Below are 26,549 nucleotides of genomic sequence, written 5' to 3'. Positions count from 1 at the left end.
CGCACCTCGCCCCCTCGAAGAAGTCGGAACGTTCGGAATTCTCGGAATTCTCGGATGCGCGGCGCGCGCTCCGACACCGTGTGGCAGGGCACGACGCGTGCTTTATCGCCGCCGGCGCCCGCAAAGCGCCTGGTGAATCGCTCGCGTACAGCGCGGGCGGCTTTGCCGCGTTGGAGCTCCTTTGCCTCGTGAGGGTGCTTTGAGACGACGTCTGCCTCGGATTCACGCGTTGCTCGCCCCCTTATCGGCGGCGATGCTCTGGTCCGCGCCCGCTCGCCCCGACGAGCCGCCGCAGCTCTCCTGGGACAAGCCGGTTCGCTGCATCCGGTCGCCAGACGGCGGCGCGGTGCGCGTTCAATGCGAGCCAGGCCCGGAGGGCGAGCGCTGCCTCGTCGCGCCCGATCACCTGGCCTACGACGGCGGCGCGCTCGACAAGGTGCAGCCGTGCAACGTGGTTGAAGACGCCTCGGCCTACCGGGCCCTGACCGCGCGCGGCGCCCGCCTCGTCGCCGCGATCGCCGAGGCGCCGCCGGGCTACGCACGCTCGGCCGACGGCAAGGCATTTCAGGTCAAGTTCGATCTCCTGAACCGGCTTTACCTGGGCGCGTCCTGGCTGCCCACGTTCCATGGCAACAACGGGCTCCCCGTGCCCGCGAGCTTCCCCCTGGGCCGCGGGAGGGCCGAGGCCGGCATCCACGTGAGCGTGCTCTCGACGCGCTCCCGCGCCCGCCATGACCTGCGCATCCTCGAGGGATCGGCCACGTTCGACGATCTCGAGCTCTCCGGGGTGCTCCTCAGCTACGATTACCAGCACCTGCACCGGCGGCCAGCCCACTGGCTCAGCACCTTCGTCGGTAAGCCGCGGCTTTACCCGATCTCGCCGCGGATGGGCTGGGGCTTCCGGGTGGTGTCGGTGAACGACCGCCCTCCCGCGCGCCGGGACACGCTCGACGTGGAGTTCGGCGAGGTCCATCTCGCGTGGAATCCGTGGCAGTCGAACGACATGTACAGCCATGTCCGGTTCGAGGCGGGCGCCGATCTGGGGGAGTACTGGGAGCACCGATCGGAGATCGACGACGGCCTGGACACCGGCGCTCTTTACGTTGGCCCGACGGGCGCCATCAAATCGCGCTTCAGCCTCGGCGAGGGCGGCCTCCACGCGCTCTCGACCGCGTTCACCTACCGGCGCCCGAGCATCGCGGCCGGGAGCGGGAGGGGAGCGGCGATGAACCGCATCGAGGCCACGGTCGCCTACGAGGGCATCCTCCTCGCGATCAACGATCAGCCCATCTCGCTGCGGCTCGCCGCGATGGGGGTGAGCCGCAACGACCTCGACAGCGATGTTCGCGACGTGGAGGTCAAGGCCGCCGCGGGCCTGCGGGTGTCGTTCTGGGCTCCCCCGCGGGTGTTCGAGCCGATGCCCGTCTTCGAGGACCCGTGACGGCTCGGCGCCGCTTCGCCGCGCTGCTCGTCATGGCGGCGGCCACGGCGCTCTCCCCGCGCGCCGGCCGCGCCGAGCCGGCGCGCGGGGGGAGCGAGGGCGCCGGCGGAGGCGATACCGCTGTTTCCGAGGAGGGCCGGCGCTTCCGCGTGCGCTTCGACCCGGCGAGCCGGGTGTGGCTCGGCATCGGGTCTGCGCTGCACCGGGGCGCGGGCGGGGCGATCGAGATCGAGCCCGAGATCGACGCGGGCCTGGCCTACCGCGCGCGCAGCGTCACGGGCTCCGGGCCGGGCCGCGTGATCTGGCAGTCGGATCACCGCGTCCTCGCCGGCCGGGTGTCTCCGACGGGGCAGGCGCTCGACGGCGTGCCCGCGCTCGACGGCGTGCCCGCGCTCGACGCGGCGCTGTACGGCGCATCGTTCCTGCGGCACGACGAGTCGCCGCGGGTGGTCTTGCCCATGTCGCCGCCCATCGCGGTCCCCTTCCCCTTCGACATCGGCGTGGAAGCCGAGGTGGGCCGGGTGAGCATCCCCTCGATCCCGCAGCGCCGGGGCGACGGATCGCCGGCGCCGCTGGTCCGGCTCGGCGTGGCGCGCGCCACGGCGATCCTCGATCCGTGGCGCACGGGCGAGGCGGGCCGCAGCTTCGAGATCGGGCTCGGGGTCCGTTATGACGTCGACGCTTACTACGCCGAGTCCACCTCTTCCCAGGCCGCGCCCGCGCGCCGCACGCTCGGTGAGCCCAGGGTGGTCCACCGGATCGCACCCATGACCGCGGGCTCGCTGCGGCTGCGCCTCCAGAGCGGCGACGGGCTGACGGTCTTCGATGGTCGAGGCGACGTCGTCCCGCACTGGACGAGCGAAGGGCGCTGGCGTGTCCTTGTGCGCTCGGCCGCGCACGCCGAGAGGATCCTGGCGGCGATCGACGATCAACCCATCGCCGCGGTGCTCGAGGGCGAGTACCGGCTGCTGCCGCCCGCCCTGGATGTGCAGGCGGTCCACGATCTGCGCGTGAGCCTCGGGCTCGCGTTCACGCTGGCGCTGCGCTAAGGCGACGACCGGGTTGAAACCGCCTGACGACCGCGTCTCGCCCCCGCGCCCGTCCCCCGCGGGGCGCCGCGGGCGCTCCGTTGCAGCTCGCCGCCGCACACCTCGCTTGGGATGAACCATGGCGCTCGCGCTCGTCGTGGGGTTCCTGCTCGGTTATCTCGGATCGATCCCGGCGGCGGGGCCGCTGGCCGTCTTGCTGGTGGCCGCGGCGCTCGCGGGGCAGCCCCGGCGCGCCTTGATGCTCGCCGTCGGAGGAGCCTTTGCCGAGGGGCTCTGGGCGCTCGCCGCGGCGCGCGGGCTCGGGTGGGTCCTCGAGGCGCACCCCGCGATCGATCGCGCCCTGCGGACGGGCGGCGCGGCGCTCGTCGTGGCGATGGGCCTCGCCCTGGCGCTCGCGCCGCGGCGCGCCGCCGAGGCGCCGTCCTCGGGGCGAGCGACATCGGCGCTCCTGACCGGGTTCGTGCTCGTCGCGCTCAACCCGTCGTTCCTGGCGTCGTGGATCGCCTCGTGCGCCGTGCTCCGCGCGTACCCTGCCCTCGCGCCCGCGGTAGCGCCGGCCCACGCGGCCGCGCTCGCGGTGGGCGCAGCCGTGGGCGTGGTGAGCTGGTTCGCGACGCTCGGGCGCTTGCTTGCGCGCTACCGCGAGCGGCTCGGCGCATGGCACGGGCGCCTGGTGCGCGGCCTCGGGTGGACGCTGGTGGCGCTGGGGCTCGCGGGGCTCGTGCAGCGGCTCGCGTGAGATCCGTGCCCTGTGTGGACGCCGGTCGCGCGCACGCATAACGTCGTCCGGATGGGGGTAGGCGCCGGCAGCCTGCGTGGTCCGGTCGTATGAACGCCCTTCCCACCCCGGCATCGGACCGCGCGGCGAGCCCTCGGTCGCGCGCCTCGGACGCGTCGCCGCGCGCGATCTACCGCAGGCTGCGGGCCGGCGAGCCGGCCCCGGAGGATCTCGCGGGCGAGCCCGCGCTCGAGGCCACGGCCCCCGACGGCATCGAGGCGTTCTTTGCGGCCCTGACCGCGCTCCGCGACGAGGACGAGCGATGCGGCGCGCCCGGCGACGAGGGCGAAGGCCCCGCGCGGGTCCTGCTCGGCTACGCGCCGACCGCGCTGCTCGACGGGTGCTGGCTCGCCGCGGCGGTGCGCGTGCGCCACGCGGACGGCGCGCTCGGCGCGGCCTGCCTCGACGCGTTCTATCTGGAGTGCGGCGAGGGCGACCCGGCGCGGCACCACGGCGCCCTGTACGGCGCCGCGCTGGCCGCCGCGGGGCTCGCGCTGCCCGATCTCGCGAGCCCCGGATTCGAGCGCTCGGTCTGCCTCGCCGACGCGGACTTCGCCCTCGCGATCCCGGGGCTCCGCATTGCGCAGCTCGGGGCCGCGAGGCTGCCCGAGGCGCTGGGCCACCACGCGGCGGCCACGGTGCTGGGCCCGCCCGCCGCGGTGCGCCGGGCCGCGTCGCGCGCGCGCTGCGACGGCCTGTATTTCGCCGAGCACGCGGAGGGCGCGGAGACGGCCCGCCGGGTCCGCGATCTCGCGCGTCGGTGCCTCGAGGCGCACGCCGCCGGCGGGGCGCCGGACTGGCCGCGCGTGTGGCGCGGCGCGTGGTCGCTCTGGGCCGCGCGGCGCGCGTGGCTCGCGTCGCTCCGGCCCGCCGCGGCGCCGTCCGCGTGGGAGGCGATGCTGGCGCTCGTCGAGGCGAAGGCGCGCCACGCGTTCGGATTTCACGGCCGCGTCCGGCTCGACGGACAGGCGCTGGACGGCGCGCTCGATCCGGCGCGGCTCGACGCGCGCGGCATCCTCCTGCGCCTCGCGCGCTCGCCGTGGATCGTGCCGGGGAGGCCCGACGAGAGCCCGCTCGTCACCCGCTCCGTGCAGTTCGGCGGCCCGATGTTCGGCGTGTTCACCGACGCCGAGGTCGACGTGATGCGCGCCTGGATCCGCGCGCTGATCGAGGCGCCGGAGCCTCCGGCCCCCGTCCGCGCATCGCGCGGCGGGGACGAGCGCGCCGGCTCGCCGCGCGTCGATCACGACGAGGCCTCGATCGACGGGAATGGTCGAGGATCCACCCCTCGCGCGCAGGTAGGCGCGGGGCTCCCCCTGCCGGAGCTGTACCACCGGCTGCTCTGCGCCCGCGGGCCCGGGGACGTGGACCGCGACGCGGGCGAGCTCGCGCAGGCGCACGTCGAAGGGGTGCTCCGAGAGGTGCACGGCGAGGTGTCCCCCGCCCGGCTCGCCGCGGATGGGCGCTGGCCCTGGTCCGCCGCGGGGCTCTCGCGCTGGGTCGACGCGCGGCTGCGCGAGCAGATCTTCGAGGAAGGGCACGCCAACGCGCAGTCCACGGCGGGACCGCATGCGGCCCGACGCCCCGAGCGCGAGCGCACGCAGCCCGCCGACGACGCGGGCATCGCGCGAGAGCTCACGCGCGACGAGGCCGTCTGGCTGCTCACCCAGCTCGCGCCGGCGGCCGTGATCGACGGCGCGTGGCTCCAGGGCGCGACGGCCCCCGGCGCGTTCCGCACGCCGGTCGCGGCGCTCCTGCTCCGGATCTACCGCGACGAGCTCGGCGCGGGCGTGCCCGCCCAGCACCACGGCAACGTGCTGCGCAGGGCGCTCGCGGAGCAGGGCGTGACGCTGCCGCCGTGCGACGCGCGCGCGTTCATCGAACGGCCCGACTTCCTCCCGCAGGCGTTCTCGATGCCCGTGCTCTGGCTCGCGTTCGCGCAAGGGTCCATGGCGCTCTGGCCCGAGCTGCTCGGCCTCAACCTGGCCATCGAGATGGCCGGCATCGGCCGCGGGTACGCGACGGCCGCCTCGATCCTGCGGCGCCACCGGATCGACCCGTACTTCTTCGACCTGCACAACACCATCGACAACGCCGCGTCGGGCCACACCGCGTGGTCGATCGAGGCCATCACCCGGTTCATGGACGCCTGCGCGGCGCCCGGCGACGCGCTCGCGATCGAGCGCGCAACGCTGCGGATCTGGCGCGGGTACGCCGCGTACGCGCGCGCGAGCCGGCCGCTCGTGCGCGCGGTCGCGGTGCGCCTCGGCCCACGGCTCGGCTGGCGCTGGCTCCGGCGACATCTGCTCGGGGACACGGGGAGGTAACGATCCATCATGTGCGGCATCGTCGGAGCGCTGGATCTGGCCGGGCGACGTACGTTCGATCCGGCGCGCCTCGACCGCATGGCGGCGAGCGTGCGGCACCGCGGCCCGGACGAAGGCGCCTCCTTTTCAGCGCCGGGGATCGCCATGGCCACGCGGCGCCTCGCCGTCGTCGACGTCGCGGGCGGCCGCCAGCCGATGGCCGACGCGGGCGGCCGCGTGTGGGTCTCGTACAACGGCGAGCTGTTCAACCACGCCGAGCTGCGCCGCGAGCTCGCCGCGCGCGGGCACGCGCAGCGCACGCGGTGCGACACCGAGCTGTGGCCCGGGCTCTACCTCGACGCCGGCGAGGGCGCCTTCTCCCGCGCGCGCGGGCAGTTCGCCGTGGCGCTCTGGGATCGCGAGGCGCGCACGCTGCTGCTCGGCCGCGACCGGATCGGGATCTGCCCGCTCCACTACGCGGTGGCGGACGGCTGGCTCCTCTGGGCCTCGGAGATCAAGGCGATCCTGGCGAGCGGGCTCGTGCGCCCCGAGGCCGATCCGGCAGGGATCGACCACGTCTTCTCGCTGTTCGCCGCGGGCACGCAGCGGACGTGCTTCCGCGGCGTGCGCTCGATCTGGCCCGGGCACTACCTCCGCGCGCAGGGCGGCGCGGTGGAGCAGCGGCGCTACTGGGACCTGGATTTCCCGGCCCAGGGCGAGGAGCGGCGCGTCGCCTCGCTCGACGCGCTGATCGAGGAGACGCGCGCCTGCCTGCGCGACGCCGTGCAGCGTCGCCTCGTCTCCGACGGCCCGGTGGCGACGTACCTGAGCGGCGGGCTCGACTCGACGCTGGTGCTCGGCCTCGCCCGGGAGGCCCGCGGCGACGCGCCCATCGCGTCGTTCACCGTCGGCTTCGACGGCGCCGGGCCCGACGAGCGACGCCGCGCGACCCGCAGCGCGGCGCGCCTGGGCGCGCGGCTCGAGACCCTGGTGCCCTCGCCTGCGGAGATCATAGAGACCCTCCCGCGTGTGGTGGAGGCCGCCGAGGGCCCCGTGATGGACACGGCCGACGGGTGCGTGCTCCTGCTGGCCGAGCGCGCCGCGCGCCGGGGGTTCAAGGTCGTGCTCACGGGCGAGGGCGCGGACGAGGCGATGGGCGGCTACGTCTGGCACAAGACCCACCGCGCCATGGAGCGCCTCGCCCGCGTCCACCCAGCCTTGCCGCGCGCGATCCGAAGAACGCTGGCCGAGCTCGCGGCGCCCGGCACACCCGCGCCCACGTTCCAGGACCATTTCGGCGACGTTCGCCCGAGCCTCCTCGACCTGTACGAGCCGCTCTCCCGCGCGCGCTGGCTGTTCTATTCGGATACGATGGCCGAGCGCGTCGCGGGCCACGATCCGTTCTCCGAGCTCGACATCGCGCCAGCGCGGATGCGCCGCTGGGATCCGCTGAATCGGTCGCTCTACGTGGAGTACAAGCTGATGCTGGCCGGACACCTGCTGGTGGGCAAAGGCGACCGCGCGGCGATGCGCTCGGGCGTGGAGCACCGCTACCCGTTCCTCGATGAGGCCTTCGTCGAGCTCTCCAGCGGCCTCTCGCCGGCGTACAAGCTCCGCGGGCTGCGGGAGAAGTGGCTCCTGCGCGAGGTGGCGCGGCGGGTGCTCCCGCGTGACGTCGCCGACCCGCCCAAGGGGATGTTCAAGGCCCACGCGCTCTGCGCGCTCGGGCCCCAGCCCCGCTGGATCGCGCAGCTCGTGAGCCCCGAGTCGCTGCGAAAGACGGGCTATTTCTCGCCCGCGAAGGTCGCGCGCGAGCAGCGCTTCCAGCGGATCCTTCCCGCGCTCGCCCCGCGGCGGATCGTCGCCGACGGGAGCTACACCGCCGTGGTCACCACGCAGCTGTGGCACCACCTCTTCCTCGGCGGCGGGCTGTGCGAGCTGCCCGCGTGGTCGCCGCCGGCGCCCGCAGCCGGCCCAGCGCCCGCGGCCGCAGACGAGCGCGCGGTCGCGTCGATCGAGAGGACGGTCCCATCGTGAGCCTCCAGCGCTCCGCCGATCCCGCGCTCCATGGCCACGAAGGCAACCCTCGAACGCCGCTCCACGACGGAGAGGCCGCCGCGCGCGAGGACCGGCTGCACGCGGCGGTGCGCCGGCGCTGGGACCGCATCGACTGGACGCGCCCGATCCCGGCCGATGCGCTGGTGATCCCCGAGGCGCACTACATGGACGTCGCGGGCCTCGGCCTCACGGAGCGCCAGCGCGTCGCGATCAACCGGCTGTTCGCGTGTTTCACGTGCGAGCTGTTCATCCACTTCGAGGGCTACGTGATCCGGTACCTCGAGCGGTCGGCCCACCGCGCGCCGTACCTGTCCGCGCCCGTCATCGCCCGCTTCGTCGCCGAGGAGCGCACCCACGCGGAGATGTTCCGCCGGCTCCTGCACAGGCTCCGGCCGGATCTCTACCCGACCGACGCGGCGCCACCGCGCTTCCTGCGCTGGGGCCGCGGCGACGACGCGGCGCTGCGCCTCGCCCCGGCCGGCACGTTCTTCCTGCTCGCGTGGTACTTCGAGGAGATCACGCTCTTCGTGCCGCGGGCGATCGAGGCCCGGCCCGACCAGAGCGCGGCGCTCGTCGCCGAGATCATGGCCCTGCACGCGCGCGAGGAGGCGCCGCACGTCGCCATCGACGAGCGCGTGCTCCTGCACCTGAACGAGCGCTGTCCGCGCTGGCTCGCCGCGATCCAGACGGCCCTCGCGCTGCCCTTCCTCGTGTACGTCGACGGCGTGGTCGGCGACGCCTGGCGCTGCCTCGTGGCCGCGGCCGGGAGCGAGCTGGGCCTCGACGCGTCGCAGCGGCGGCGGCTCGGCGCGCGCGCCCCGACGCAGTCCGATCGCTGGGGCACCGAGAGCTTCACGCGCAAGCTGGAGGGCCGCGGGCTCGCGGGAGCGCGGCCCCTCTGCTGGGCGCTGCGCCGCGCGCTGCGCACGGACGCCGCGTGAGCTCCGGGCTCGCGTACATCGGCGACAGCCACGGCATCCTCTCCGCGTGCCGCGACCTCATCGAGGCCGCCGAGCGGAGCGTCGTCCTGCAGATGTACCTCTTCGCGGCGAACGGCGACCAGACGACGCTGCTGCCGCGCCCGGGCGCGTTCCCCTACGCCGACACGGTCGCCGACTGGCTGATCGCCAAGAAGCGCGCGCGTCCCGACGTGACCGTCGTGGTGATCCTGGACAGCAACACGCCCGCGAACCCCGCCCTGACGCGCCGCCGCGGCGCGCTCGTGCGGAGGCGCCTCGCGGACGCGGGCGTCCTCGTGCTGAACGCCTGCCTGTTCGGCGCGCGGTTCGACCGGCGCCGCCGGCTCCTGCCCCGGATGAACTTCCACCTCGACCACGCGCGCGTCGCGATCGAGGACTGGGTCGAGCACCAGAACCGCTGGCAGGTGCTGCACAACGTCGAGGACCACCGGAAGAACCTGGTGATCGACGGCGGGCGCGCCGGCGCGATCACGTCGCACAACTTCATCGACGCGGCGTTCGACTGGCACGAGAACCTGTTCTGGCTCACGGGCGCCGTGGCCCGCCGGCTCTGGCGCGTCGCGATGGCGGCGATCGACGAGGCGCTCACCCTCCCGCAGGCGATCGGCGACGAGGGCCGCGCCGCGCTCCACGCGCTCGTCGCAGGCGCCGCGCGCGCCTCGCACGCCGCGCGCGGGCCCGACGCTCTCGGGACGGAGGTCGCCTCCCCGACGCCAACGCTCGCGCCGGTGCCGGGGTACGCCGGCGGCCTGCGCGTCCCCCTCCCCCCGCCCGGCGCGCTCACCGTCGCGGGCGACGAGACGTGCGCGCTCGTCGAGCACGAGGCGATCCGCGCGCGCCTCGCGGAGATGTTCGACGGCGCGGCGGCGGGCGACGAGCTCCTCGTCGCGACGACGTACCTCTCGGACCTGCCGGTGCTCGATGCGCTCGAGCGCGCGGCGGCGCGCGGCGCCCGGGTGCGCGTGCTGATCGACTCCATCGACGCGCTCCCGCTGCCCCCCGCGGCCGCGTGGCTCATCCGCAACCTGGTCAACCACCACGGGATCACCCGCGCGATCGAGGCCGAGGCGCGGTGGCCCGACCGCTTCGCGCTGCGCGTGCACGACTCGCGCGGCGGGGCGATGATGCACCTCAAGACCGCGGCGCGGCTGGGCGCTCGGCCGATGCTCGTGGGCGGCCAGGCCAACTTCACGCCCAACTCGTTCTCGCGCGCCTGGCTCGAGACCGACCTCGAGACCCGCGATCCGGCCTTCGTGGCCGCGTTCGCGGCGCACTTCGAGCGGCTCTGGGAGCTGCCCGCCTCGCGGCGCACGTCGAGCGGCCGGGGGGCGTGGGCCCGCTCGGCGCTGCTGGGCGCGTTCGAGCTGCTCGGCCTCCGGCCCTGACGCGCTCAGCGGAGCATGCCGATCACCAGGGCGGCGATCGTCGCGTCCGCGACGATGTGCGCGAGCACGGGCGCAAGGAGCCCGCGGGAGCGCTGCCGCAGGAGGCCCAGCATCACGGCCCAGCTGCCCGCCAGGAAGACGCCGAGCAGCCCCCGCGGGAACCCGTGCGCGTGCTGCGCGCCGAACGAGGCGGCCTGCAGGACCACCGCGACGCGCGCGCCCCACGCCGCCGCGAGGCTGGGCTGGAGCACGCCGCGCCAGATCACCTCCTCCAGCGTGGCGTTCAGCACGGCGAAGACCGCGCCTCCCGCGATGAGCACCGGCGTCGACACCTGGAGCAGCTCCGAGCCGGTGATGTCACGGAGGTCGGGCCGGGCGAACGCGAGCCACCCGACGAGCGCGACCGGCGTGACGCCGCCGACGAGCGCCGTCCAGCGCTTCGGGAGCCCGCCGGCCGCGCGCCAGCCCTCGGGCGGACGCAGCGCGGGCAAGAGCCGCGAGACGCCGGCGTAGGCCGCGAGCGCAAGGACCATGGCGAGCTGCCAGACGACGCCGAGGCGCATCGCCACCACGATGCACGCCACGAGCGCCGCGACGGCGCGCGCCGGCCCCTGCGCCACGCGGGCCGCGAGCAGCGCCACGAGGGCCGCGGCCGCGGCGACGGCGAGCGTCGCGCGCGGGAACGCGGGCGCGTCGAGCGCGGCCTGGAGCGCCAGGAGGCCGAGGGAGACCAGGCTCAGCGCGCGGTCGGCGCGCGCCTTCGGCTCGGAGGGGGCGGACGTGGACTCTTGCATCGGGATCGCGCAGACGAGTCCAATCTATCTGGTTCCACCCGCCGGAGGTCCAGACAGGGATCCGGACAGAGAGTTCAACGCAAAGGCGCAAAGGCGCGAAGGCGCAAAAACAAATGTGCATTTTTGCGTCTTTGCGCCCTGGCGCCTTTGCGTTGAACTCTCTCTCTCCGCTCGCGAGGCAGATCCCTGGCGGGGTTCCGACCCGCGGTAACTAGTCTCGCGGCACCAGGCGCGACAGGACGACCCCCGGGATCGATGCCGCGAACGCGATCGCGAAGAACGCAGTGAACCCCACGCTGGCGGCCAGGTAGCCGCTCAGGCTGCCGGCGAACGTCGCGGAGACCGACATGAGCGCTGACCCGATCGCGAAGTGCGACGACTTGTACCCGTCCACGCAGCGCCGCATGAGGAACACCGCGAGCACCGCCGTCCCGACGCCGGCGGCGAGCTGCTCGAGCGTGACGAGCGCGACGACCCACGGGAGCGCCGGCCGCGCCCACGCGAGCGCCACGTACAGCAGGATCGCCGAGCTCTGCACGAGCGCGATCGGGAAGATGGTCCGCGAGAGCCCCCACCGCTTGATGATCACCCCGCCGAGGATCGAGCCGGCGATCGAGGCGACCGTCCCGACCCCGCCCACGTTGCCGCGCGCCGCCGTGTCGAGGCCGAGGCTCTTCAGCAGCGGCGACGACATCGCGAACATGAGCGCGTCGCCTGCCCGGTAGCAGAGGATGAACGCCAGGCTCGACGCGATCTTCGGCTGCCGGAGGTATGCACGGAACGGCTCGATGTAGCGCCGCAGCCCGGTCGCTCCTGGCGCGGCGCCGGCTCCTGGCGCGGCGCCGGCTCCGGGCGTCTCGGCCGGGCGCGGCAGCCCCGCGGCGTGCGCGATCGCGAGCAGCGCGAGCCCGCCTGCCGCGACGCCGAACGCCGCGCCAAAGGACGCCCAGCCCGCGAACGCCACCAGGAGCGCGCCCGCGAGCAGCGCGAGCCGGTACGCGCCGACCCGCAGCCCGGAGAACGCCGCCTGCGCGTCCTTGTCGAGCGCCTGCAGGTAGAAGCCGTCGACCGCGATGTCGTGCGTCGCCGCGGCGACGGCGACCGCCCCGAACAGCGCCGCCACGAGCCAGATCGCGCCGCTGTGCGCCGCCGCGGCGAGCCCGAGGACGATCGCGACGAGCGCGATCTCGGCCCCGACGAGCCAGCGCCGCGGGCTGCCGTGGAGGTCGACCAGCGGGCTCCAGAGGAACTTGAGGTTCCACGGGAGCCCGTAGAGCGACGTCAGCCCGATGATCTCCAGGCTCGCCCCCGCCGCCGTGAAGAACTCCCCCGCCACCTTGTGCGCGATCGCGTAGGGCAGGCCCTCGGCAAAGTAGGTCGACGAGATCCACAGGCCCCGGCCCGCCCCTCCCGCCGCGGCGTCGGGCGCCGCCGCCACGCCGGACGACGCGGCCTCGCCGGGCGCCTCCGAAGAGGCGCCACGCCTCGGCGGCTCCGCTCCCTGCTCGGGCAGCGCGGCGCGCGCCGGGACCGCGGGCTCGACGGGCTTGTGGGATGTAACGGCAGCCTCCACGCCTTCTCCGCACCTTTACACGATGCGCCCCGGGACGGAGCAAGTTCCGGGACGCCCGACCGCCGCGCCCGACGGCGGAAGCAAGCACGACGCGGTGAGGCCGCGGCGCCGTGAGGCGGCGAGGACGCAGCGGACTCCATCGCGAGCGACGCTGTGGTATCGGTCCGGCATCTGGTTTAAACGGTGAACTGCATGCGACGGGCTCACGCTCCCTCGGTGTCCCCCTGCCGTCACGGCGGCGACGCCGATCGTGGCGCTTCGTGCCGCTCCGGCCGTGCGGCAGCGCTCGCGCGCGCCGACCTCGCGCCGACCCGGCCGGCGCCTTGCCCATCTCCGGTCTTTCCGAGGGAGCCAGCGTGAACGAGTACACCCGGCGCGAGGAGGTCCGCGCCACCTTCATCGCCTCGGCCATCCTCGTCCTGTGCATCGCCGTGGCGGTCCTGCGGCTCGTCACCGTCGAGGGCAGGCTCATCCCCGACCCGGGCGCGCGGCGCCAGGCCGAGGAGTCCGAGGCCCGCGTCGCGCCCGCTCGGGCGTGCGCCCTCGCCGGCGAGAAGCTGATCGTCGAGATCGACCTGTTCAAGGCGGCCGCGAAATCGGCGCGCATGCCCGACCCGGGCCAGGCGCCCCCCGCGCCGCCGCCGCCGCCGGCGACGACCGCGAAGGGGCGCGCGCCGCGCAACGCGCCGCCGCCGCCGAAGCCCAAGGAGCCGGACAAGCAGGGCGCGTGGGCCTCCGCCCAGCCGCTCTACAAGCAGGCCAAGACCCTGGCGGGCTGCCGCGAGGCGACCGAGGCGCTCCTCGGGGCTCGGGTGAGCGCCATCCCCGCCTGGGAGGCCATCGTCAAGGCGGCCGCGATCACGCCGCCAGGCGCCGCGGAGGCCGAGCAGTTCGAGGCGGCGAAGCAGCTGCTCTCGCTCCTCGGCGACATCCCGGCCGACAAGGTCGCGCAGGCCACGAAGGACGCCGAAGCCGCGTTCAAGGCGAGCGCGGAGCGCGACCGGGAGCGCGCGCTCACCGCGATGGTCCGCGAGCCGCTGCCTCAGGGCGTCTTCTCGCGGCGCGTGGCCGTGAGCGTCGGCGTCGGGCTGACGGTCTGCGCCCTCTTCATCAGCTACCTGGGCGTGCGGGCCGCCTCGATGCGCCGCCTCGCGACGCTGCTCCCGCTGCGCGACGCGGTCCGCAGCGGGCGCCCGGGCATGCAGGCCGCGGAGATCCTGAAGACCGCCGCGGCGCACAACAGCGGCGAGCCCGGCCTCGTGATCGGCGCGGCCATCGGCGGGTTCTCCGCGGCCCTCCTCGCCCCGAGGGACGCCGACCTGTTCGTCGCCGGCGTCATGGCGGGCCTCCTCATCGGCCTCGGCGCGCAGTGGGCCTTCCGCCTCGCCCTCGGCGCGGGCCGCTGGCGCGCCCGCACCACGGAGCTCGCCGAGGTCGAGAAGCCGGCCATCCCCATCGTGCTCGTCCTGAGCGGCGTGAAGCCCGGCCTCGAGCTCGAGTTCATCCAGTTCCTGCGCTCGCTGCCCCCCACCGACGCCGCGGCGGCGGTCGAGAAGCTCGCCTCCCAGGCCGAGGAGCGCATCCTCGCCGCCGCCGACGCGGGCGCCGCCCTCACCCAGGGGAAGCCGCCGCCAGGGTGACGCCGGCAGCGTGACGCCGGCCGGCGCGGGGGGCGCGCCTGCCCCCTGCACAGCCACAGAACTCCCGCGGGGTGTCGCCGCGAACACACAGCGGCGGCGGCCCTGCACCGAGCGCTCGATCCGCACGCCGTTCCATGGAATGGAGGCGCTCCCGACATGAGACACCCCCTGCAGGCTCGCCGGCCGTCCGGGCGATGGGCGCTCCTCTCGCTGCTCGCCGCCACCTGGTGGCTCGCCGCGCCCCCTGCAGCGGCGCAGGACACGGCCGCTCCGAAGGCCGCCGCGCCGCAGGCCGACGACGCTCCGCCCGCGACGCACACGGCCGCGCTGCAGGCCGATGCGCCTCCGGCCGTAGCGCCGCAGGCCGACAGCCCTCCGGCGGCGGGCGGCGCGCCCCCGACGGACGGGGCAGCCGGCGCCGGCGCGCCGTCGGGCGGCGCGGACGGTGCGGGTGGCGCCGGCGGCGCGGCCTCGGACGCTGGCCAGCGCAGCGCGGCGCGGCGCGACAGGCCCGGGGCGACGAGCAGCCGCGCCGCCCCCTCCAAGAAGCGCCGCGGGGACATCAACCCGTGCATGACGCCCGATCCGGGCTGGGGCGTCTACGACCCGTGGTCCCGCGCGCCCTCGATCGGGCAGATGATCATGCCCCACCGGGGCGGGGTCACGAAGCGCGGCGGCTTCGACGTCATCATCCACTTCCACGGCCACGAGGCGCTCCGGAAGGAGTTCGTGAAGACCGCCGAGGGCGCCGTCCTCGTCGGCATCGATCTCGGCATCGGCTCCGGCGCGTACTCGAGCGCGTTCTCGGCGCCGTACGTCTTCGAGAACCTGCTCGACAGCATCGAGCGCGCCGTCGCGAAGAAGACCGGCAAGAAGAAGGCCTACATCCGCAAGCTCGGCCTGTCGTCGTGGAGCGCCGGCTACGGCGCGATCGAGCAGATCCTGCGGCAGCCGGCCGGCAAGCGGGTCGACGCCCTCGTGCTGCTCGACTCGCTCCACGCCGGGTACGCCGACGAGCAGCAGCACAAGCTCAAGGTCGCGCAGATCGAGCCGTTCATCGCGTTCGCGAGGCGCGCCGCGGCGGGCGAGGCGTTCATGTTCATGAGCCACTCCTCCATCCTGCCGCCCGGCTACGCGTCGACGGCGGAGACGGCGAACTTCATCGTGCAGCAGCTGCGGGGCAAGCCGAGGGGCTCCTCCCGCGCCGACGTGCTCGGCCTCGACATGATCCTGCGCTTCGACCGCGGCGATTTCCACGTCCGCGGGTACACCGGCGACGACAAGCCCGATCACTGCGCCCACATCGGCCTGATGGCGGACGTCGTGCGGATCCACCTCAACCCGCGGTGGAAGTCGCCGCGAGGCCGGCGCTAGATGGGCGGCATCGGCGTCATCATCAACCCCCGCTCGCGCCAGAACCTGAGCGATCCCCGCGCGGCGGTCCGGCTCGCGCGCGCGCTCGGCGACCACGGCGTCGTCCGCGCCGCGCGCTCCCGCGAGGACCTCGCCCGCATCGCGGAGGACTTCAGGAAGCTCTCCATCGACGTGCTCGGCATCTCCGGGGGCGACGGCACGAACCACGTCACCATCACCGGCTTCCTCGACGTCTACGAGAACGAGCCGCTGCCGCCGATCGCCTTCCTGCGCGGCGGGACGATGAACACCGTGGCCAACGCCGTGGGCGTCCCCCGCGGGCGCCCCGACGGCCTGCTCGCGGGGCTCATCGCCCGCTACACCGACCGCGGCCGGGACCCGCTGCGCTGGGTCGAGCGCCACGTGATGCAGATCGGCGCCCACTACGGCTTCATCTTCGGCACCGGCTGCGTCCACGGCTTCATCGCCGAGTACAACCGCAGCGAGGAGCGGAGCGCGCTCTGGGCCGCGAAGGTCCTCGCCCGCGCGAGCGCCGCGGTGCTCCTCAACACGGGCACCCAGGTCGCCGCGCGCTGGCAGGGCCGCGTCCACTTCGAGGACGGCTCGGCGTTCCCGGACCGCGACTACCTCGCCGTCGCCGCCGGCACGGTGGACCAGATCGGCCTCGGGTTCCGCCCGTTCCACCGCCACGACGAGCGCCCGGAGAGCTTCCACATGCTGGGCATCCACACCTCCGCGCTCGGCTTCGTCAGGAAGCTGCCCGACATCTGGCGAGCGCGGCCGATGGGCGAGGCGCACACGTTCGAGAAGATCGCCCGGCGCGCGGTGCTCGAGGCCAGGTCGGGCGTGGTCCACTACGTCTGCGACGGCGACGTGCACGAGCACGCAGGCCCGCTCCCCGTGCGCATCGGCCCGCGGGTGAAGATCCTCGTGGAGCACAAGTCCGGCCATCGCCCCGCCCGCGCCCGGCGCGCGTCGCACGATGTGTGCACCCGCGGCGAGCACGCGCATCCCTGCGGAATCGTACGCTGATCATGCACGGATCACGCGCTGACCCTGCGCCGCCGGCGCGCCGGCGCGCGGGCAGGCAGCGGCGCGCGGGCAGGCAACGACAGACGGGTGCGCGAGACCATGGCTGTGGGAGGCCAGCAAAGTTAGACTGCGATCGCTCCATGCCGCCGCGCTCCATCTCCGCGCCCGCCTCGTCGACGGACTCGACCCCGCGGCCCGAGAGCGCGAGCCGCTCGTTCGCGGCTTCTGCGGCGTTCCCGCGCGGCAGCGCTCCGGGCTCGCTCGACCCGGAGCTGCTCGATCCGTCCCGCGTGACACCGCCCCCGGAGGCCAGCACGCCGTCGCCCGCCCCGGGACGGGCGGCGCGGCGCATCTACCGCGAGGGCGACGTGATCGGCGGCAAATACCGCCTGCGCTACGTCCTTGGCGAGGGCGGCATGGGGATGGTGTGGCTGGCCCACAACGACGTCCTCAACATCGACGTCGCCATCAAGTTCATCCGGCGCGAGGTCAACTCGACCGAGGCGACGGTGCGCCTCCACCAGGAGGCGCGCGCCGCCGCGCGGATCGATCACCCCTCGATCGTCCGCGTGATCGACTTCGGGGAGTCCGATCACCGCGACCCGTACATCGTGATGGAGGTGCTCCGGGGGGAGCAGCTGGTCGAGGCGATCGAGCGCAAGAAGCGCTTCTCGCCCACGGGGGCGCTCCGCATCCTCCTGCCCATCGCGAGCGCCGTCGCCGCGGCGCACGACCGGAGGATCGTCCACCGCGATCTCAAGCCCGAGAACATCTTCCTCGTGAAGAACGATCGCGGCGACATCACCCCGAAGATCGTCGACTTCGGCATCGCCAAGGTGTGGAGCGAGACGGCGAGCGGCGAGATGACCAAGGCGGGCACGGTGCTCGGCAGCCCCGATTACATGTCGCCCGAGCAGGCGCGCGGCATCACCGACGTCGACGGGCAGACCGACGTCTGGGCGTTCGCCGTGGTGCTCTACGAGACGATCACCGGCCAGAAGCCGTTCCAGGGCGGCAACTACCACGACCTCGTCGCGGCGATCCTCGTCAAGGATCCGACGCCGATCACCGCGCTCGGCGTGGGCGACGAGGCGCTGTGGGCCATCATCGCGCGCGGCCTCGGGAAGGAGCGCTTCAACAGGTGGCGGACCATGCGCGAGATGGGCGTCGCGCTCGCGCGGTGGGCGACCGAGAACGGCGTCGTGGAGGACGTGACAGGGACCTCGCTCGCCATGCACTGGCTGAGCGACGGCGAGCAGCGGCCCCTCTCCGAGCGGCCTGCGGTGCGGGCGCAGCAGCGGCGCCTCTCCGAGCGGCCGGCGCTGGCGGTGCGGGCGCAGAGGAGCAGCGAGGACCACCTGGAGGCCGCTGTACACCCTGTACACCACGAGGCCGCTCGCCCGAGCGGGGACCGGCGGCGCGTCGCCATCGTCGCGGCGGCGGGGCTGGCGACGCTCTTGATCCTCGGCGCCGCGCTGTTCTCCCTGCGCGCCATGAACGCGCGGGACGGCAGCGCCGAGCCCGCGCCTGCGGCGCCGCCCGCTGCGTCGCAGGCCGCCGCCGCACCATCGGCCGCACAGGGCCCCGCGCCCGAGAGCCGCCCCGAGCCGGCGCGCACGGCCGAGCCGCAGCCCTCGGCCGGCGCACCCCGCCTCGGACCGGCGGAGGGCCCCACCGCGAGCGCCCACGCGCGGGAGCCCGCGCCGGCTCCCCGGAGCGCCGGCTCGCGGCGGACCGCGCCCTCGCGGGCGGGCGCGAAGACCTCTGGCGCCGCCTTGCCGGTCCCTTCCCGGCCGAACTTCTAGCGTCGCGATGTCTTCCCAGGAAAGCCCCGCGCGCGAGGCGCGACATGGAAGGTCCACGGCCGGCGCGCGCTGGCCGCTGCTGCTCGCGCTGGCCGTGCTCACCGGCGCCTGCTCGCTGCTCGCGGAGAGCGCCCTCTCCGACAAACCCTCCGAGGGCGGGCAGGACGCGACCTCGACGGGCGGCGGCTGCGCGCCCGACTGCCCGGACGGCGCCTGCTGCGGCGGTACGTGCGTCGCGCTGGACACGGACCGGGAGCACTGCGGCGCCTGCGGCAACGCGTGCGGCGACGGGGAGTCGTGCTGCGGCGGGTCGTGCACCAGCGTGCTGAACGATCCCTCGCACTGCGGCGCGTGCGGCGCGGCGTGCCCGAACACCCTCTGCGTGGGCGGCCACTGCTCGTCCGAGTGCGTCTTCGGCTTCGACAACTGCGACGGGAACGTCGTCACCAACGGCTGCGAGGTCGATCTCACGAGCGATCCCGAGCGCTGCGGCGGTTGCTCGCTCCGTTGCCCCTCGGGCGCCATCTGCGACGCGGGGCAGTGCGCCTGCGCGCCGCCGCTCCTCGACTGCGACAACCTCCACGACACGGGGTGCGAGATCGACGGCTCCTCGGATCCCGCGAACTGCGGCGCCTGCGGCGTCACCTGCGGGCCGAACATGGCGTGTCAGGCCGGCGTGTGCGGGTGCGCTCCGGGATACGCCGACTGCAACGGCGCGCCCGACGACGGCTGCGAGGCCACGCTCGGGACAGAGGCGGACTGCCGGAGCTGCGGGGATACGTGCGCGGCCGGCATGATCTGCGATGGCCGCAGCGGCTGCGCCTGCGCGAGCGGGCGCCTCGACTGCGACGGCGCGCCTGGCTGCGAGGCGATCGGCATCGACCCGACGACCTGCGGAGCGTGCGACGTGCGGTGCGCGCCGGACAAGGCCTACTGCGACGGCGCGGCGTGCGCCGCCGGCTGCGCCCCCGGCCTCGCCGCGTGCGACGCCTCGTGCGTCGACACGCAGGTCAGCCCGTTCCACTGCGGCGCGTGCGGCGTCGCCGCGGGGCCGCACCAGCGCTGCGACCGAGGCGAGCTGGTGTGCGACGAGGGCTTCGCCGACTGCGACCCGGTCGCCCCGGGCTGCGAGTCCGATCTCACGAGGGACCCGCGGCACTGCGGCGCGTGCGCCACCGCCTGCAAGCCGGGCGCCGTGTGCGCCTCCGGCGCGTGCGCGTGCGGGGCGCTCACGCCGCACGACTGCGGCGCGGCCTGCCGCGCCTGCTGCTCGGACGAGGACTGCTCGGACGGCGACGGCTGCACCGCCGACGTGTGCGAAGACGGCGGCGCGAGGTGCAAGAGCACGGGCTGCGCCGACGGAGAGCAGTGCTGCAGCCTCGTCGCGTGCCGCCAGTGCTGCACAAGCGCGGACTGCAGCGGGGGCGACATCTGCTCCGGCGGCGCCTGCATCGCGCCGTGCGGAGGCGGCCTCGTGGCCTGCGATGGCAAGTGCGTCAGCCTGGGCTCGGCCGAGCACTGCGGCGCGTGCGGGAACGCCTGCCTGAGCGGGCGCGAGTGCCGCGCCGGCACGTGCACGCCCGAGTGGGCCCCGATGACGAGGCTCGGCGCGCCCGCGCCGCGGCAGATGGCCGCGGCGACCTGGATCGGGAGCGCGCTCTTCCTGTGGGGCGGCCGCACGTCGGCCGGGGACGTGGGCGACGGGGCGCTCTACGATCCGGCGCGCGACACGTGGTCGACGCTGGGCAACGAGGGCGCCCCCTCGCCGCGCGTGCTCGCGGCCGCGGCGTGGACGGGCTCCCGGGTGCTCGTCTGGGGCGGCGGCTCGTTCACGAGCTTGTTCGGCCTGTCCACCGGCGGCGTGTACGACCCAGCGGCGCGGACATGGCGCGCGATGAGCACCACGAACGCCCCCGCGGCGCGGCGGATGCCGATCGGCGTGTGGACCGGCACGCGCCTCCTGATCTGGGGCGGCTCCGCGGGCGGCGCCCCGGTCGCCGGCGGCGGGCTCTACAACCCGGTCGCCGACGCATGGACGCCGGCCTCCAGCGCCGGCGCGGCCCCCGCGCGCGAGGGCGTCGCGTGGGCCTGGTCGGGCACGGAGCTCTACGTCTTCGGCGGGCGAGCCGGCGACGCGACAACGAACGAGGGGTACGCCTACAACCCCACGACCGACGTGTGGCGGTCGCTGCCCAGCGCCGACGCGCCGAGCCCGAGGACCGATGCGTTCGCGGTCTGGATGGGCGATCGGCTCCTCATCTGGGGCGGGCAGGACCAGGACGGCAACGCCCGCAAGAGCGGCGCGATCTACGATCCGGCGGCCGACGCGTGGCGCGGGATCGACGACAAGGGCGCCCCCTCGGATCGCAGCCGCGCCGAGCGGCGCACCGGCTGGACCGGGTGGACCGGCGCGCACGCCCTCATCGCCGGCGGGCGGAGCGGCCTGACGTTCAGGCGAGACGGGAAGCTGTACGATCCGATGATGGCAGCGTGGGGAGCGAGCATGTCGGCCGCGAGCAAGCAGCACACCTTCGGCGTGGGCGTGTGGACGGGGACCGAGCTGATCTTGTGGTCCGGGCTCGACGGGCCCTCGCTGGTGCCCGAGGGGGAGCGGTTCAGGCCGTGACGCCGCGACGGACGCGCGCGCTCTCGGGCGTCCTGGCGCTCCTCGTCGCGGCCGCGATGCTCGGCGCGCCCGCGCCCGCCGCGGCCCAGAGCGCGGCCGACGTCGCCGTCGCGCGCGAGATCTTCATCGAGGCCTCCGAGCTCGCCAGGCAGGGCCGCTGGGAGCAGGCGCGGGAGCGGTACGAGCGCTCGCTCGCGATCAAGCGCGCGCCGATCACCCTCTACAGCCTCGGGGTGGCCCAGCAGCAGACGGGGCAGCTCGTCGAGGCGCTCGAGAACTTCCGCGCGTTCCTCGTCGAGCCTTCCGCGCAGGCGACGAAGGGGTACGAGAAGCTCGCGCGGCAGGCGATCCAGGAGCTCGAGCGCAAGGTGGCGGCGCTCGAGCTGCGGCTCTCCCCGGGCGACGCCGCCGGCCTCGAGGTGAAGATCGACGGCGTCGTGGTGCCCGCGGCGGCGCTCGATCGCCCGCGCCCGGTCAACCCGGGGGATCACACGGTGACCGCGAGCGCGCCGGGCTACCGCGAGGCGGAGCGGAGCGTCGCGGCGGCGCCGGGGAGCCGAGCCGTCGTCGTGCTGAGCCTCGAGCGCGAGGTCGTCCCGCCGGCAGCGCCCGCCGGGCCGCGGGTGTCCTCGACGAGCGCTCCGGCGAGCGCTCCAGCGAGCGGCGCTCCGGCCAGACCGGTCCTGCGCGGCGCCCCGCCGAGCTCCGCGCCCGACGCTGCGCAGAGCCACGTGGTGCCGATCGTGTTGCTCGCCGGCGGTCTGACCACCGCGGCGGCCGGCGCGGCCATCGGGCTGCTCGGGGTCGCGAGCGCGTCGGACGCGCCGACGCGGGACGGGGACGCCGCCGACGCCGCGCGCGCCCAGGCGCTCGCGGGCGACATCGTCGTGGGCGCCGGCCTCCTCGCGGCGGGCGTCGGCGCGCTCGTGATGATCTTCGACCGCGATCCCGCCGGCGCCCCGCGCAAGCAGCCCCCGCCGCGCGCCGCCCTCGACCCGTTCCGCCTCACCGTGCGCTTCTGATCTCCGATACGGGAGCTAGGCCTTCGGCATCTCCCTGCGGTCGAGGTTCACCACGACGAACGCGCCGTAATTCAGGACCGTGAGCGAGTCCTCGTCCACGATGAGCACGCGGACGCACTGGGGCGGAGACGGCGCGAGCAGGTCGACGTACGGATCGAACGGCGCCTCGTCCGTGGGCGGCAGCACGGCGTGCAGGAACTCGTGGAGCCGCGCTCGATGGTCGACGATGACGCTCGCGCCCGGCGCCTCCGCGCTGCCCCGCGCGTCGATCCGGAACAGCGCCCGGCGCGCGGCGGGGGACACGACGAGGATCGCCGCGTCCGTCACCTCGATCTCGCTGGACGTGCACAGCCGCTCCACGCGACGGCTCACGGCCTCCTCCACCGTCTGGAACAGCCGCAGCCGCCGGCGCTGCCCTTCCGTGAGGCCCGGCTCCTCGATGTAGGCCTCGAGGCTGCACCCGCGCATGTTCCGCTCGCACCCGTACGCCATGCGTCTGCACCGTGGCTCGGTCTGCTCACCCGCTTCTGGCAGCCGGGTCGGACAGCCGTCACGCCTCCCCGCACGGGCGCTCATGCACGGGATTAGCCAACACCCCCTGCACCGCGGCGCCGCTCCAGGGTTGGTCGCGGCTGCCATGGTTTCCATGGCTCGCGGGCAGCGACCGGGACGCACACCTGCGTCCTGGAAGGCGGCACGGCTGCGCGGCGGGAGATGCAGGCGCGAACGCCCGCACCTTAGTGCACAGCCGCCAGGGCGATGCGCTCACACCGCCCGATGCGCGAGAGCCGCTCCGTGTGCCCCGGGCGGCAGGGCGTGGCGCTGGCGAGAGCTGCCGCCCTCGCCCAGCGGACCGGCGCTACGGCGCTGCCGGCGGTGCGAACTTCGCGGAGAGCTCCACCTGGGCCACGCTGCGCTGCGCGGCCTGCTGGGCGGTGGCGCCGGGCGGCACAAGCAATGCCTGGAGCCGCTGCGAGGCGTCGGCCACGCCTGGCGCGAAGCTCGACGGCGACCAGGTGAGCGTGCCCTTGCCCGAGGAGTCGAGCCGGTCGATGGTCATCGTGATCTCCCCGTTCGGGCCCGGCAGCTTGAGGTCGGCCCCTTCCGCGTACTGGCGGGTGTCCACGCTGAGCGAGACGGCGCCCCCCTCCACCTTCTCGATCTTGAAGACCCGGTACCGCAGCACCGGCAGCTGCGCGCCCGACGCCACCACGCGATCGGTGACCATCCAGTAGGCGCCTGCGCCGACGGGCTTGTCCGGGAGCGGCGGCGTGAGGAGCGCGATGGCCTCCCCGAGCGCGCCGATCAGCGGCTGGAGCCCTGGATCGGCGTCCTTGGAGAGCTCGAGCTGGAGGTTACTGACCACGTTCGCCGGCGAGAGCTCGTACCGCAGCGCGCTCCCCTTCAGCCTCGCGAGCGCGTCCGAGAGCTGCTTCGGCGGGCCGCCGACCGACATCGAGGCGAGCGTCGCCGACGCGATCTTCGCGATCACCTTCGTCGGAGCCGCGCTCGCCGCGGGCGCGGCTGCGCCCTCCTTGGGCGCGTCCGCCGGCTTCTCCGCCTTGAAGCTCACGCCGAGCTCCAGGTTCGGCAGCCCCTGCGGCCCGCCGAGGCGCAGCCCGAGCGTGATGTCGAGCTTCTGCTCGGATTTCGGGTCGGGCTTCGCGGCGAGCCTGGTCCGCGGCTCGCTGCCGTCGCTGATGACCTCGATCTTGTAAGGCACGTCCTTCGGGAGCGCGGCGGCCGCGTCGGACGCCGAGAACACGCCGCTCTCCGGCGGTCCATCCGCCGGGCCGCCCGCCGCTGGCCCCTGCTTCTCGGTGCTGCCCGACGCCGCCTCCGCGAGCTCCGCGCCGAGCTTGCCGCCGACGACCGGCAGCGCCGGGCCGGCGTCGAGCGCGCCGGCGTCGGCGGCGACCTGCGCCTTGCTCTTTTCCCCCTCGCAGCCCGCGAGCCCCGAGAGGGCGACCGCCGCGAGCGTCGAAGCCATGACCCAGCGCCACCGAGTGTCCATGACGGCCGGGTGTAGTCAAAACGGGCGCCATCTTCCAGCGCTCCGTTGCGTCGCGCGTCGCGCGTCGCGCCGGACGGCTTCCGTCGAGGCGGGGCCGCCGCTTCAGGCGCGCCGCGCGGCCTTGAGCCCGCCGATGTGCTCCAGGAGCTCGAGGGGCCGGAACGGCTTGGCGTAGTAGGCGGTCGCGCCGAGCTTCAAGGCGCGGGCGCGCGCCTCGTGATCGTCGAGGGCGCTGATCACGATGATGGGGAGGCTGGAGGTGCCCGGGTGCGCGCGGAGGCGCTCGCAGACCTCGAAGCCATCCATGCTCCCGGGCAGCATCAGGTCGAGCAGCAGCACGTCGAAGGGCTCGGTCAAGGCGCGCTCCACCGCCTCGCGGCCGGTGCCCACGCCGATCACCTCGTGACCACTCGCTCCGACCAGCGCCTCGATCATGCGCCGGATCGCGTCCTGATCTTCGCAGAGGAGGATTCGCATGGTCGCGAGCACGGGGAGCGTTGCACCCGCCCCATCGCGCGGTCAAGCGGGAACGCTACGCGCGGCGAGGGCGGGCGTCCGTGTCTGCTCGGCCCGCCAAGTTGGCTCCGCCTGCGCCTGCTCCGGTTGCTTCCCTGTCGCGTCGCTGTGGGCGCGCGGCGCTGGTCGGCGGACGCAGCGCGAGCTCGATGCCGATGCGCGCCCCGCCGCCCTCGCGGCGCTCGGCGAACGCGCGGCCCCCGTGCGCCTCCGCGATGCGCTTGCACAGCGCCAGGCCGAGGCCGAGCGAGCCGCGCTCGGCGCCGCTCTCGCCGCCCGCCGCCCGCTCGCGCCGGAAGAACGGCTCGAAGATGCGCGTCTCCTCTCCCTCCGCGAACCCGGGCCCGCGGTCCTCGACCTCGAAGACGACGCTACGCTGGCCGCCGGGACGGACCCTCAACCGCTCGGCCCCGCCGGCGTGCGCGCGCGCGTTCTCCAGCAAGTTGGCGAGGGCGCGCGCCAGCAGCGTCGCGTCCACCTGGAACGCCGGCGTCCCCTCGACGACCTCCAGCAGCGTCGGATCCAGCCCGGCGCGCTCCAGGGCGCGGATCCCGGCCTCGGCCGGGTCGAGGCGGGTCACGGTGAGGGCCGCGAAATCGAGGCGCGAGCTGGCCAGGAGGTCGCCGACGAGCGCGTCGATCTCCATGACCTCGCGGTCGAGGTCGTCGAGCACGCAGGCGCTCGGTCCGTTGCCCTCGCGGGCCATCTCCGTCAGCAGGCGGATGCGGGCGAGCGGCGTACGGAGCTCGTGCGACACGGCGGCGAGGAGCTCTCTCTGGTCGGCGAGCTGGCGCTCGATGCGCGCGGCCATGTCGTTGACCGCCTCGGCGACGATCCCGACCTCGCCCTGCTGCCCGTGGCAGTCGAGCCGGACCCGGCTCGACAGCTTGCCGGCGCCGATCTCGTGGGCGACGTGGGCCAGATCGACGAGCGGGCGGGCGAGGCGGCGCGCGATGAGGCCGGAGGCCCCCCACATGACGATGGCCACGGCGAGCAGCGGCAGGGCGAACCGGAGCGACCCGCCGGAGCGGCCGCGCGCGGGGCAGAGGAGCACGGAGCCGAGCGGCCCTGCTTCGTCGCGGACCGGGGAGACCAGGGTCTGCGCCCGGCAGGGCTGGCCGTACCTCGCGAGCCGCCGCCCTGTCGCGTCGATGAGCTCCAGGTCGATCTCGAGATCCTCGGCGAACCCGCGGGCGAGGGCGTCGCGGGCCGCGGGATCGGCCCATACCCGCTCGAACTCGTGGGCCACGAACGACTGGGCGCGGGCGTGCTCGCGCCGCCAGCCGGAGTTGCCGACGCGATCGATGGCCCCCATCGTGGCGACCGCGGCGAGCGCGGTGATCAGGATGGTCGCGCCGAACCACATGAAGAGCCGGCGGTGCAGCCGCGCGCTCAGGAAGCGGCCGATCGAGACCTTGCGCCCGTTCTCGTAGAGCCAGGACCGGTACCGCCTCCTCACACGCGGTCCTTGGCGAGCACGTAGCCGACGCCGCGCACCGTCTTGATGAGCCTTGGCGACCTCGGGTCGTCGGACAGCTTCTGCCGCAGGTGCGAGATGTGCACGTCGACCGTCCGCCCGCCGACGTTGACGTCGCCGCGGCCGGCCTCCTCGAGGAGCGCCTCGCGGGCGACGACGCGGCCGGCGCGCCGCGCGAGGGCGACGAGGATGTCGAACTCGATGCCGGTGAGATCGGCGGGCTTGCCCGAGACGGTGACGACGCGGCCGGGCACGTCGATGGCGATGTCGCCGGCCACGATCCGCTCGCCGGCGGCGTCGGGCGTGGCCCGCCGGAGCACCGCGCGGAGGCGCGCGAGCAGCTCGCGCGGGCTGAAGGGCTTCGCGATGTAGTCGTCGGCGCCGATCTCGAGGCCGACCACGCGATCGGCCTCGTCGCCGCGGGCGGTGAGCATGAGGATCGGCATCGAGCTCTTCTGCCGGATGCGGCGGACGACCTCGATGCCGTCCATGCCCGGCATCATCACGTCGAGCAGGACGGCGTCGAAGGTGCCCGCGGCGAGCGCCGCCAGGCCGCGCGCGCCGTCGCACGCGACGGTCACCGCGAACCCGTTCTGCTCGAGGTAGCTCGCGAGCAAGGCGTGGAGCCGTGTGTCGTCGTCGATGAGCAGGAGCCGCAGCGCCATGGAAGGATCCGGGG

20 protein-coding genes are annotated in these 26,549 nt (G+C 74.8%); 13 read left to right on the top strand and 7 right to left on the bottom strand.

What is annotated here, in order from left to right:
- The first annotated feature begins 229 nt into the window (after positions 1–229).
- The 7 genes from WMF14_RS11925 to WMF14_RS11895 all read left to right on the top strand — a co-directional run bounded on the left by WMF14_RS11925 (position 230) and on the right by WMF14_RS11895 (position 9,997).
- Entirely contained in the window at positions 230–1,441 is a 1,212-nt protein-coding gene (locus WMF14_RS11925; protein WP_437800959.1) for a hypothetical protein, read from the top strand.
- On the top strand, positions 1,438–2,490 hold the full coding sequence (locus WMF14_RS11920; RefSeq protein ID WP_437800957.1) for a hypothetical protein: 1,053 nt from the start codon (positions 1,438–1,440) through the stop codon (positions 2,488–2,490). The genes WMF14_RS11925 and WMF14_RS11920 overlap by 4 nt, the downstream gene beginning before the upstream one ends.
- 118 nt (positions 2,491–2,608) lie before the next feature.
- Positions 2,609–3,229, top strand: coding sequence for a LysE family transporter (locus WMF14_RS11915; protein ID WP_437800955.1), 621 nt, complete (start codon positions 2,609–2,611; stop codon positions 3,227–3,229).
- Between the two features lie 89 nt (positions 3,230–3,318).
- A complete protein-coding gene (locus WMF14_RS11910; protein WP_437800953.1) occupies positions 3,319–5,595 on the top strand; it encodes an iron-containing redox enzyme family protein in 2,277 nt (758 codons plus the stop codon).
- 9 nt (positions 5,596–5,604) lie between these two features.
- Positions 5,605–7,611, top strand: coding sequence for an asparagine synthase (glutamine-hydrolyzing) (asnB, locus tag WMF14_RS11905; RefSeq protein ID WP_437800951.1), 2,007 nt, complete (start codon positions 5,605–5,607; stop codon positions 7,609–7,611).
- On the top strand, positions 7,608–8,573 hold the full coding sequence (locus tag WMF14_RS11900; RefSeq protein WP_437800949.1) for a diiron oxygenase: 966 nt from the start codon (positions 7,608–7,610) through the stop codon (positions 8,571–8,573). Before asnB ends, WMF14_RS11900 begins: the two co-directional genes overlap by 4 nt.
- Positions 8,570–9,997, top strand: coding sequence for a phospholipase D-like domain-containing protein (locus WMF14_RS11895; RefSeq protein ID WP_437800947.1), 1,428 nt, complete (start codon positions 8,570–8,572; stop codon positions 9,995–9,997). The genes WMF14_RS11900 and WMF14_RS11895 overlap by 4 nt, the downstream gene beginning before the upstream one ends.
- Positions 9,998–10,002: 5 nt before the next feature.
- Here WMF14_RS11895 and WMF14_RS11890 read toward each other — a convergent pair whose 3' ends face one another.
- Both WMF14_RS11890 and WMF14_RS11885 read right to left on the bottom strand, forming a co-directional pair.
- Positions 10,003–10,791 carry a CPBP family glutamic-type intramembrane protease gene (locus WMF14_RS11890; protein WP_437800945.1) on the bottom strand — a complete coding sequence of 263 codons (789 nt, stop codon included), beginning with the start codon at positions 10,789–10,791 and terminating at the stop codon, positions 10,003–10,005.
- Positions 10,792–11,002: 211 nt separating this feature from the next.
- Positions 11,003–12,364: an MFS transporter gene (locus WMF14_RS11885; RefSeq protein WP_437800943.1), complete on the bottom strand. Its 1,362-nt coding sequence runs from the start codon at positions 12,362–12,364 to the stop codon at positions 11,003–11,005.
- A gap of 356 nt (positions 12,365–12,720) precedes the next feature.
- Here WMF14_RS11885 and WMF14_RS11880 point away from each other — a divergent pair, with 356 nt between their 5' ends.
- The 6 genes from WMF14_RS11880 to WMF14_RS11855 all read left to right on the top strand — a co-directional run bounded on the left by WMF14_RS11880 (position 12,721) and on the right by WMF14_RS11855 (position 21,863).
- Positions 12,721–14,004, top strand: a complete 1,284-nt coding sequence (locus WMF14_RS11880) for a hypothetical protein (RefSeq protein ID WP_437800941.1) — start codon at positions 12,721–12,723, stop codon at positions 14,002–14,004.
- 156 nt (positions 14,005–14,160) lie between these two features.
- The gene (locus WMF14_RS11875) at positions 14,161–15,378 is read left to right on the top strand and encodes a hypothetical protein (RefSeq protein ID WP_437800939.1); all 1,218 of its coding nucleotides are present in this window, start codon (positions 14,161–14,163) and stop codon (positions 15,376–15,378) included.
- The gene (locus tag WMF14_RS11870; RefSeq protein WP_437800937.1) at positions 15,379–16,410 is read left to right on the top strand and encodes a diacylglycerol/lipid kinase family protein; all 1,032 of its coding nucleotides are present in this window, start codon (positions 15,379–15,381) and stop codon (positions 16,408–16,410) included.
- Between the two features lie 140 nt (positions 16,411–16,550).
- Positions 16,551–18,215, top strand: coding sequence for a serine/threonine-protein kinase (locus WMF14_RS11865; protein ID WP_437800935.1), 1,665 nt, complete (start codon positions 16,551–16,553; stop codon positions 18,213–18,215).
- A 7-nt stretch (positions 18,216–18,222) separates the two neighbouring features.
- The gene (locus WMF14_RS11860; RefSeq protein WP_437800933.1) at positions 18,223–20,841 is read left to right on the top strand and encodes a Kelch repeat-containing protein; all 2,619 of its coding nucleotides are present in this window, start codon (positions 18,223–18,225) and stop codon (positions 20,839–20,841) included.
- The gene (locus WMF14_RS11855; protein WP_437800931.1) at positions 20,838–21,863 is read left to right on the top strand and encodes a hypothetical protein; all 1,026 of its coding nucleotides are present in this window, start codon (positions 20,838–20,840) and stop codon (positions 21,861–21,863) included. The genes WMF14_RS11860 and WMF14_RS11855 overlap by 4 nt, the downstream gene beginning before the upstream one ends.
- A gap of 15 nt (positions 21,864–21,878) precedes the next feature.
- Here the strand turns inward: WMF14_RS11855 and WMF14_RS11850 are convergent, their stop codons facing one another.
- The 5 genes from WMF14_RS11850 to WMF14_RS11830 all read right to left on the bottom strand — a co-directional run bounded on the left by WMF14_RS11850 (position 21,879) and on the right by WMF14_RS11830 (position 26,535).
- Positions 21,879–22,331 (bottom strand): hypothetical protein, encoded by a 453-nt coding sequence (locus WMF14_RS11850; protein ID WP_437800929.1) that lies wholly within the window; start codon positions 22,329–22,331, stop codon positions 21,879–21,881.
- Between the two features lie 391 nt (positions 22,332–22,722).
- Positions 22,723–23,853 carry a hypothetical protein gene (locus WMF14_RS11845; protein ID WP_272101736.1) on the bottom strand — a complete coding sequence of 377 codons (1,131 nt, stop codon included), beginning with the start codon at positions 23,851–23,853 and terminating at the stop codon, positions 22,723–22,725.
- Positions 23,854–23,979: 126 nt separating this feature from the next.
- The gene (locus tag WMF14_RS11840; protein WP_012234686.1) at positions 23,980–24,354 is read right to left on the bottom strand and encodes a response regulator; all 375 of its coding nucleotides are present in this window, start codon (positions 24,352–24,354) and stop codon (positions 23,980–23,982) included.
- Positions 24,355–24,409: 55 nt separating this feature from the next.
- On the bottom strand, positions 24,410–25,852 hold the full coding sequence (locus WMF14_RS11835) for a HAMP domain-containing sensor histidine kinase (RefSeq protein WP_272101734.1): 1,443 nt from the start codon (positions 25,850–25,852) through the stop codon (positions 24,410–24,412).
- On the bottom strand, positions 25,849–26,535 hold the full coding sequence (locus WMF14_RS11830) for a response regulator transcription factor (RefSeq protein ID WP_272101733.1): 687 nt from the start codon (positions 26,533–26,535) through the stop codon (positions 25,849–25,851). The genes WMF14_RS11835 and WMF14_RS11830 overlap by 4 nt, the downstream gene beginning before the upstream one ends.
- Between the last annotated feature and the right edge of the window lie 14 nt (positions 26,536–26,549).

This window comes from Sorangium sp. So ce693 (assembly GCF_051521375.1).
Taxonomy (GTDB): Bacteria; Myxococcota_A; Polyangia; order Polyangiales; family Polyangiaceae; genus Sorangium; species Sorangium atrum.
Note: the sequence above shows the minus strand (reverse complement) of the source record. Positions and strands in the feature narration are given on the sequence as shown.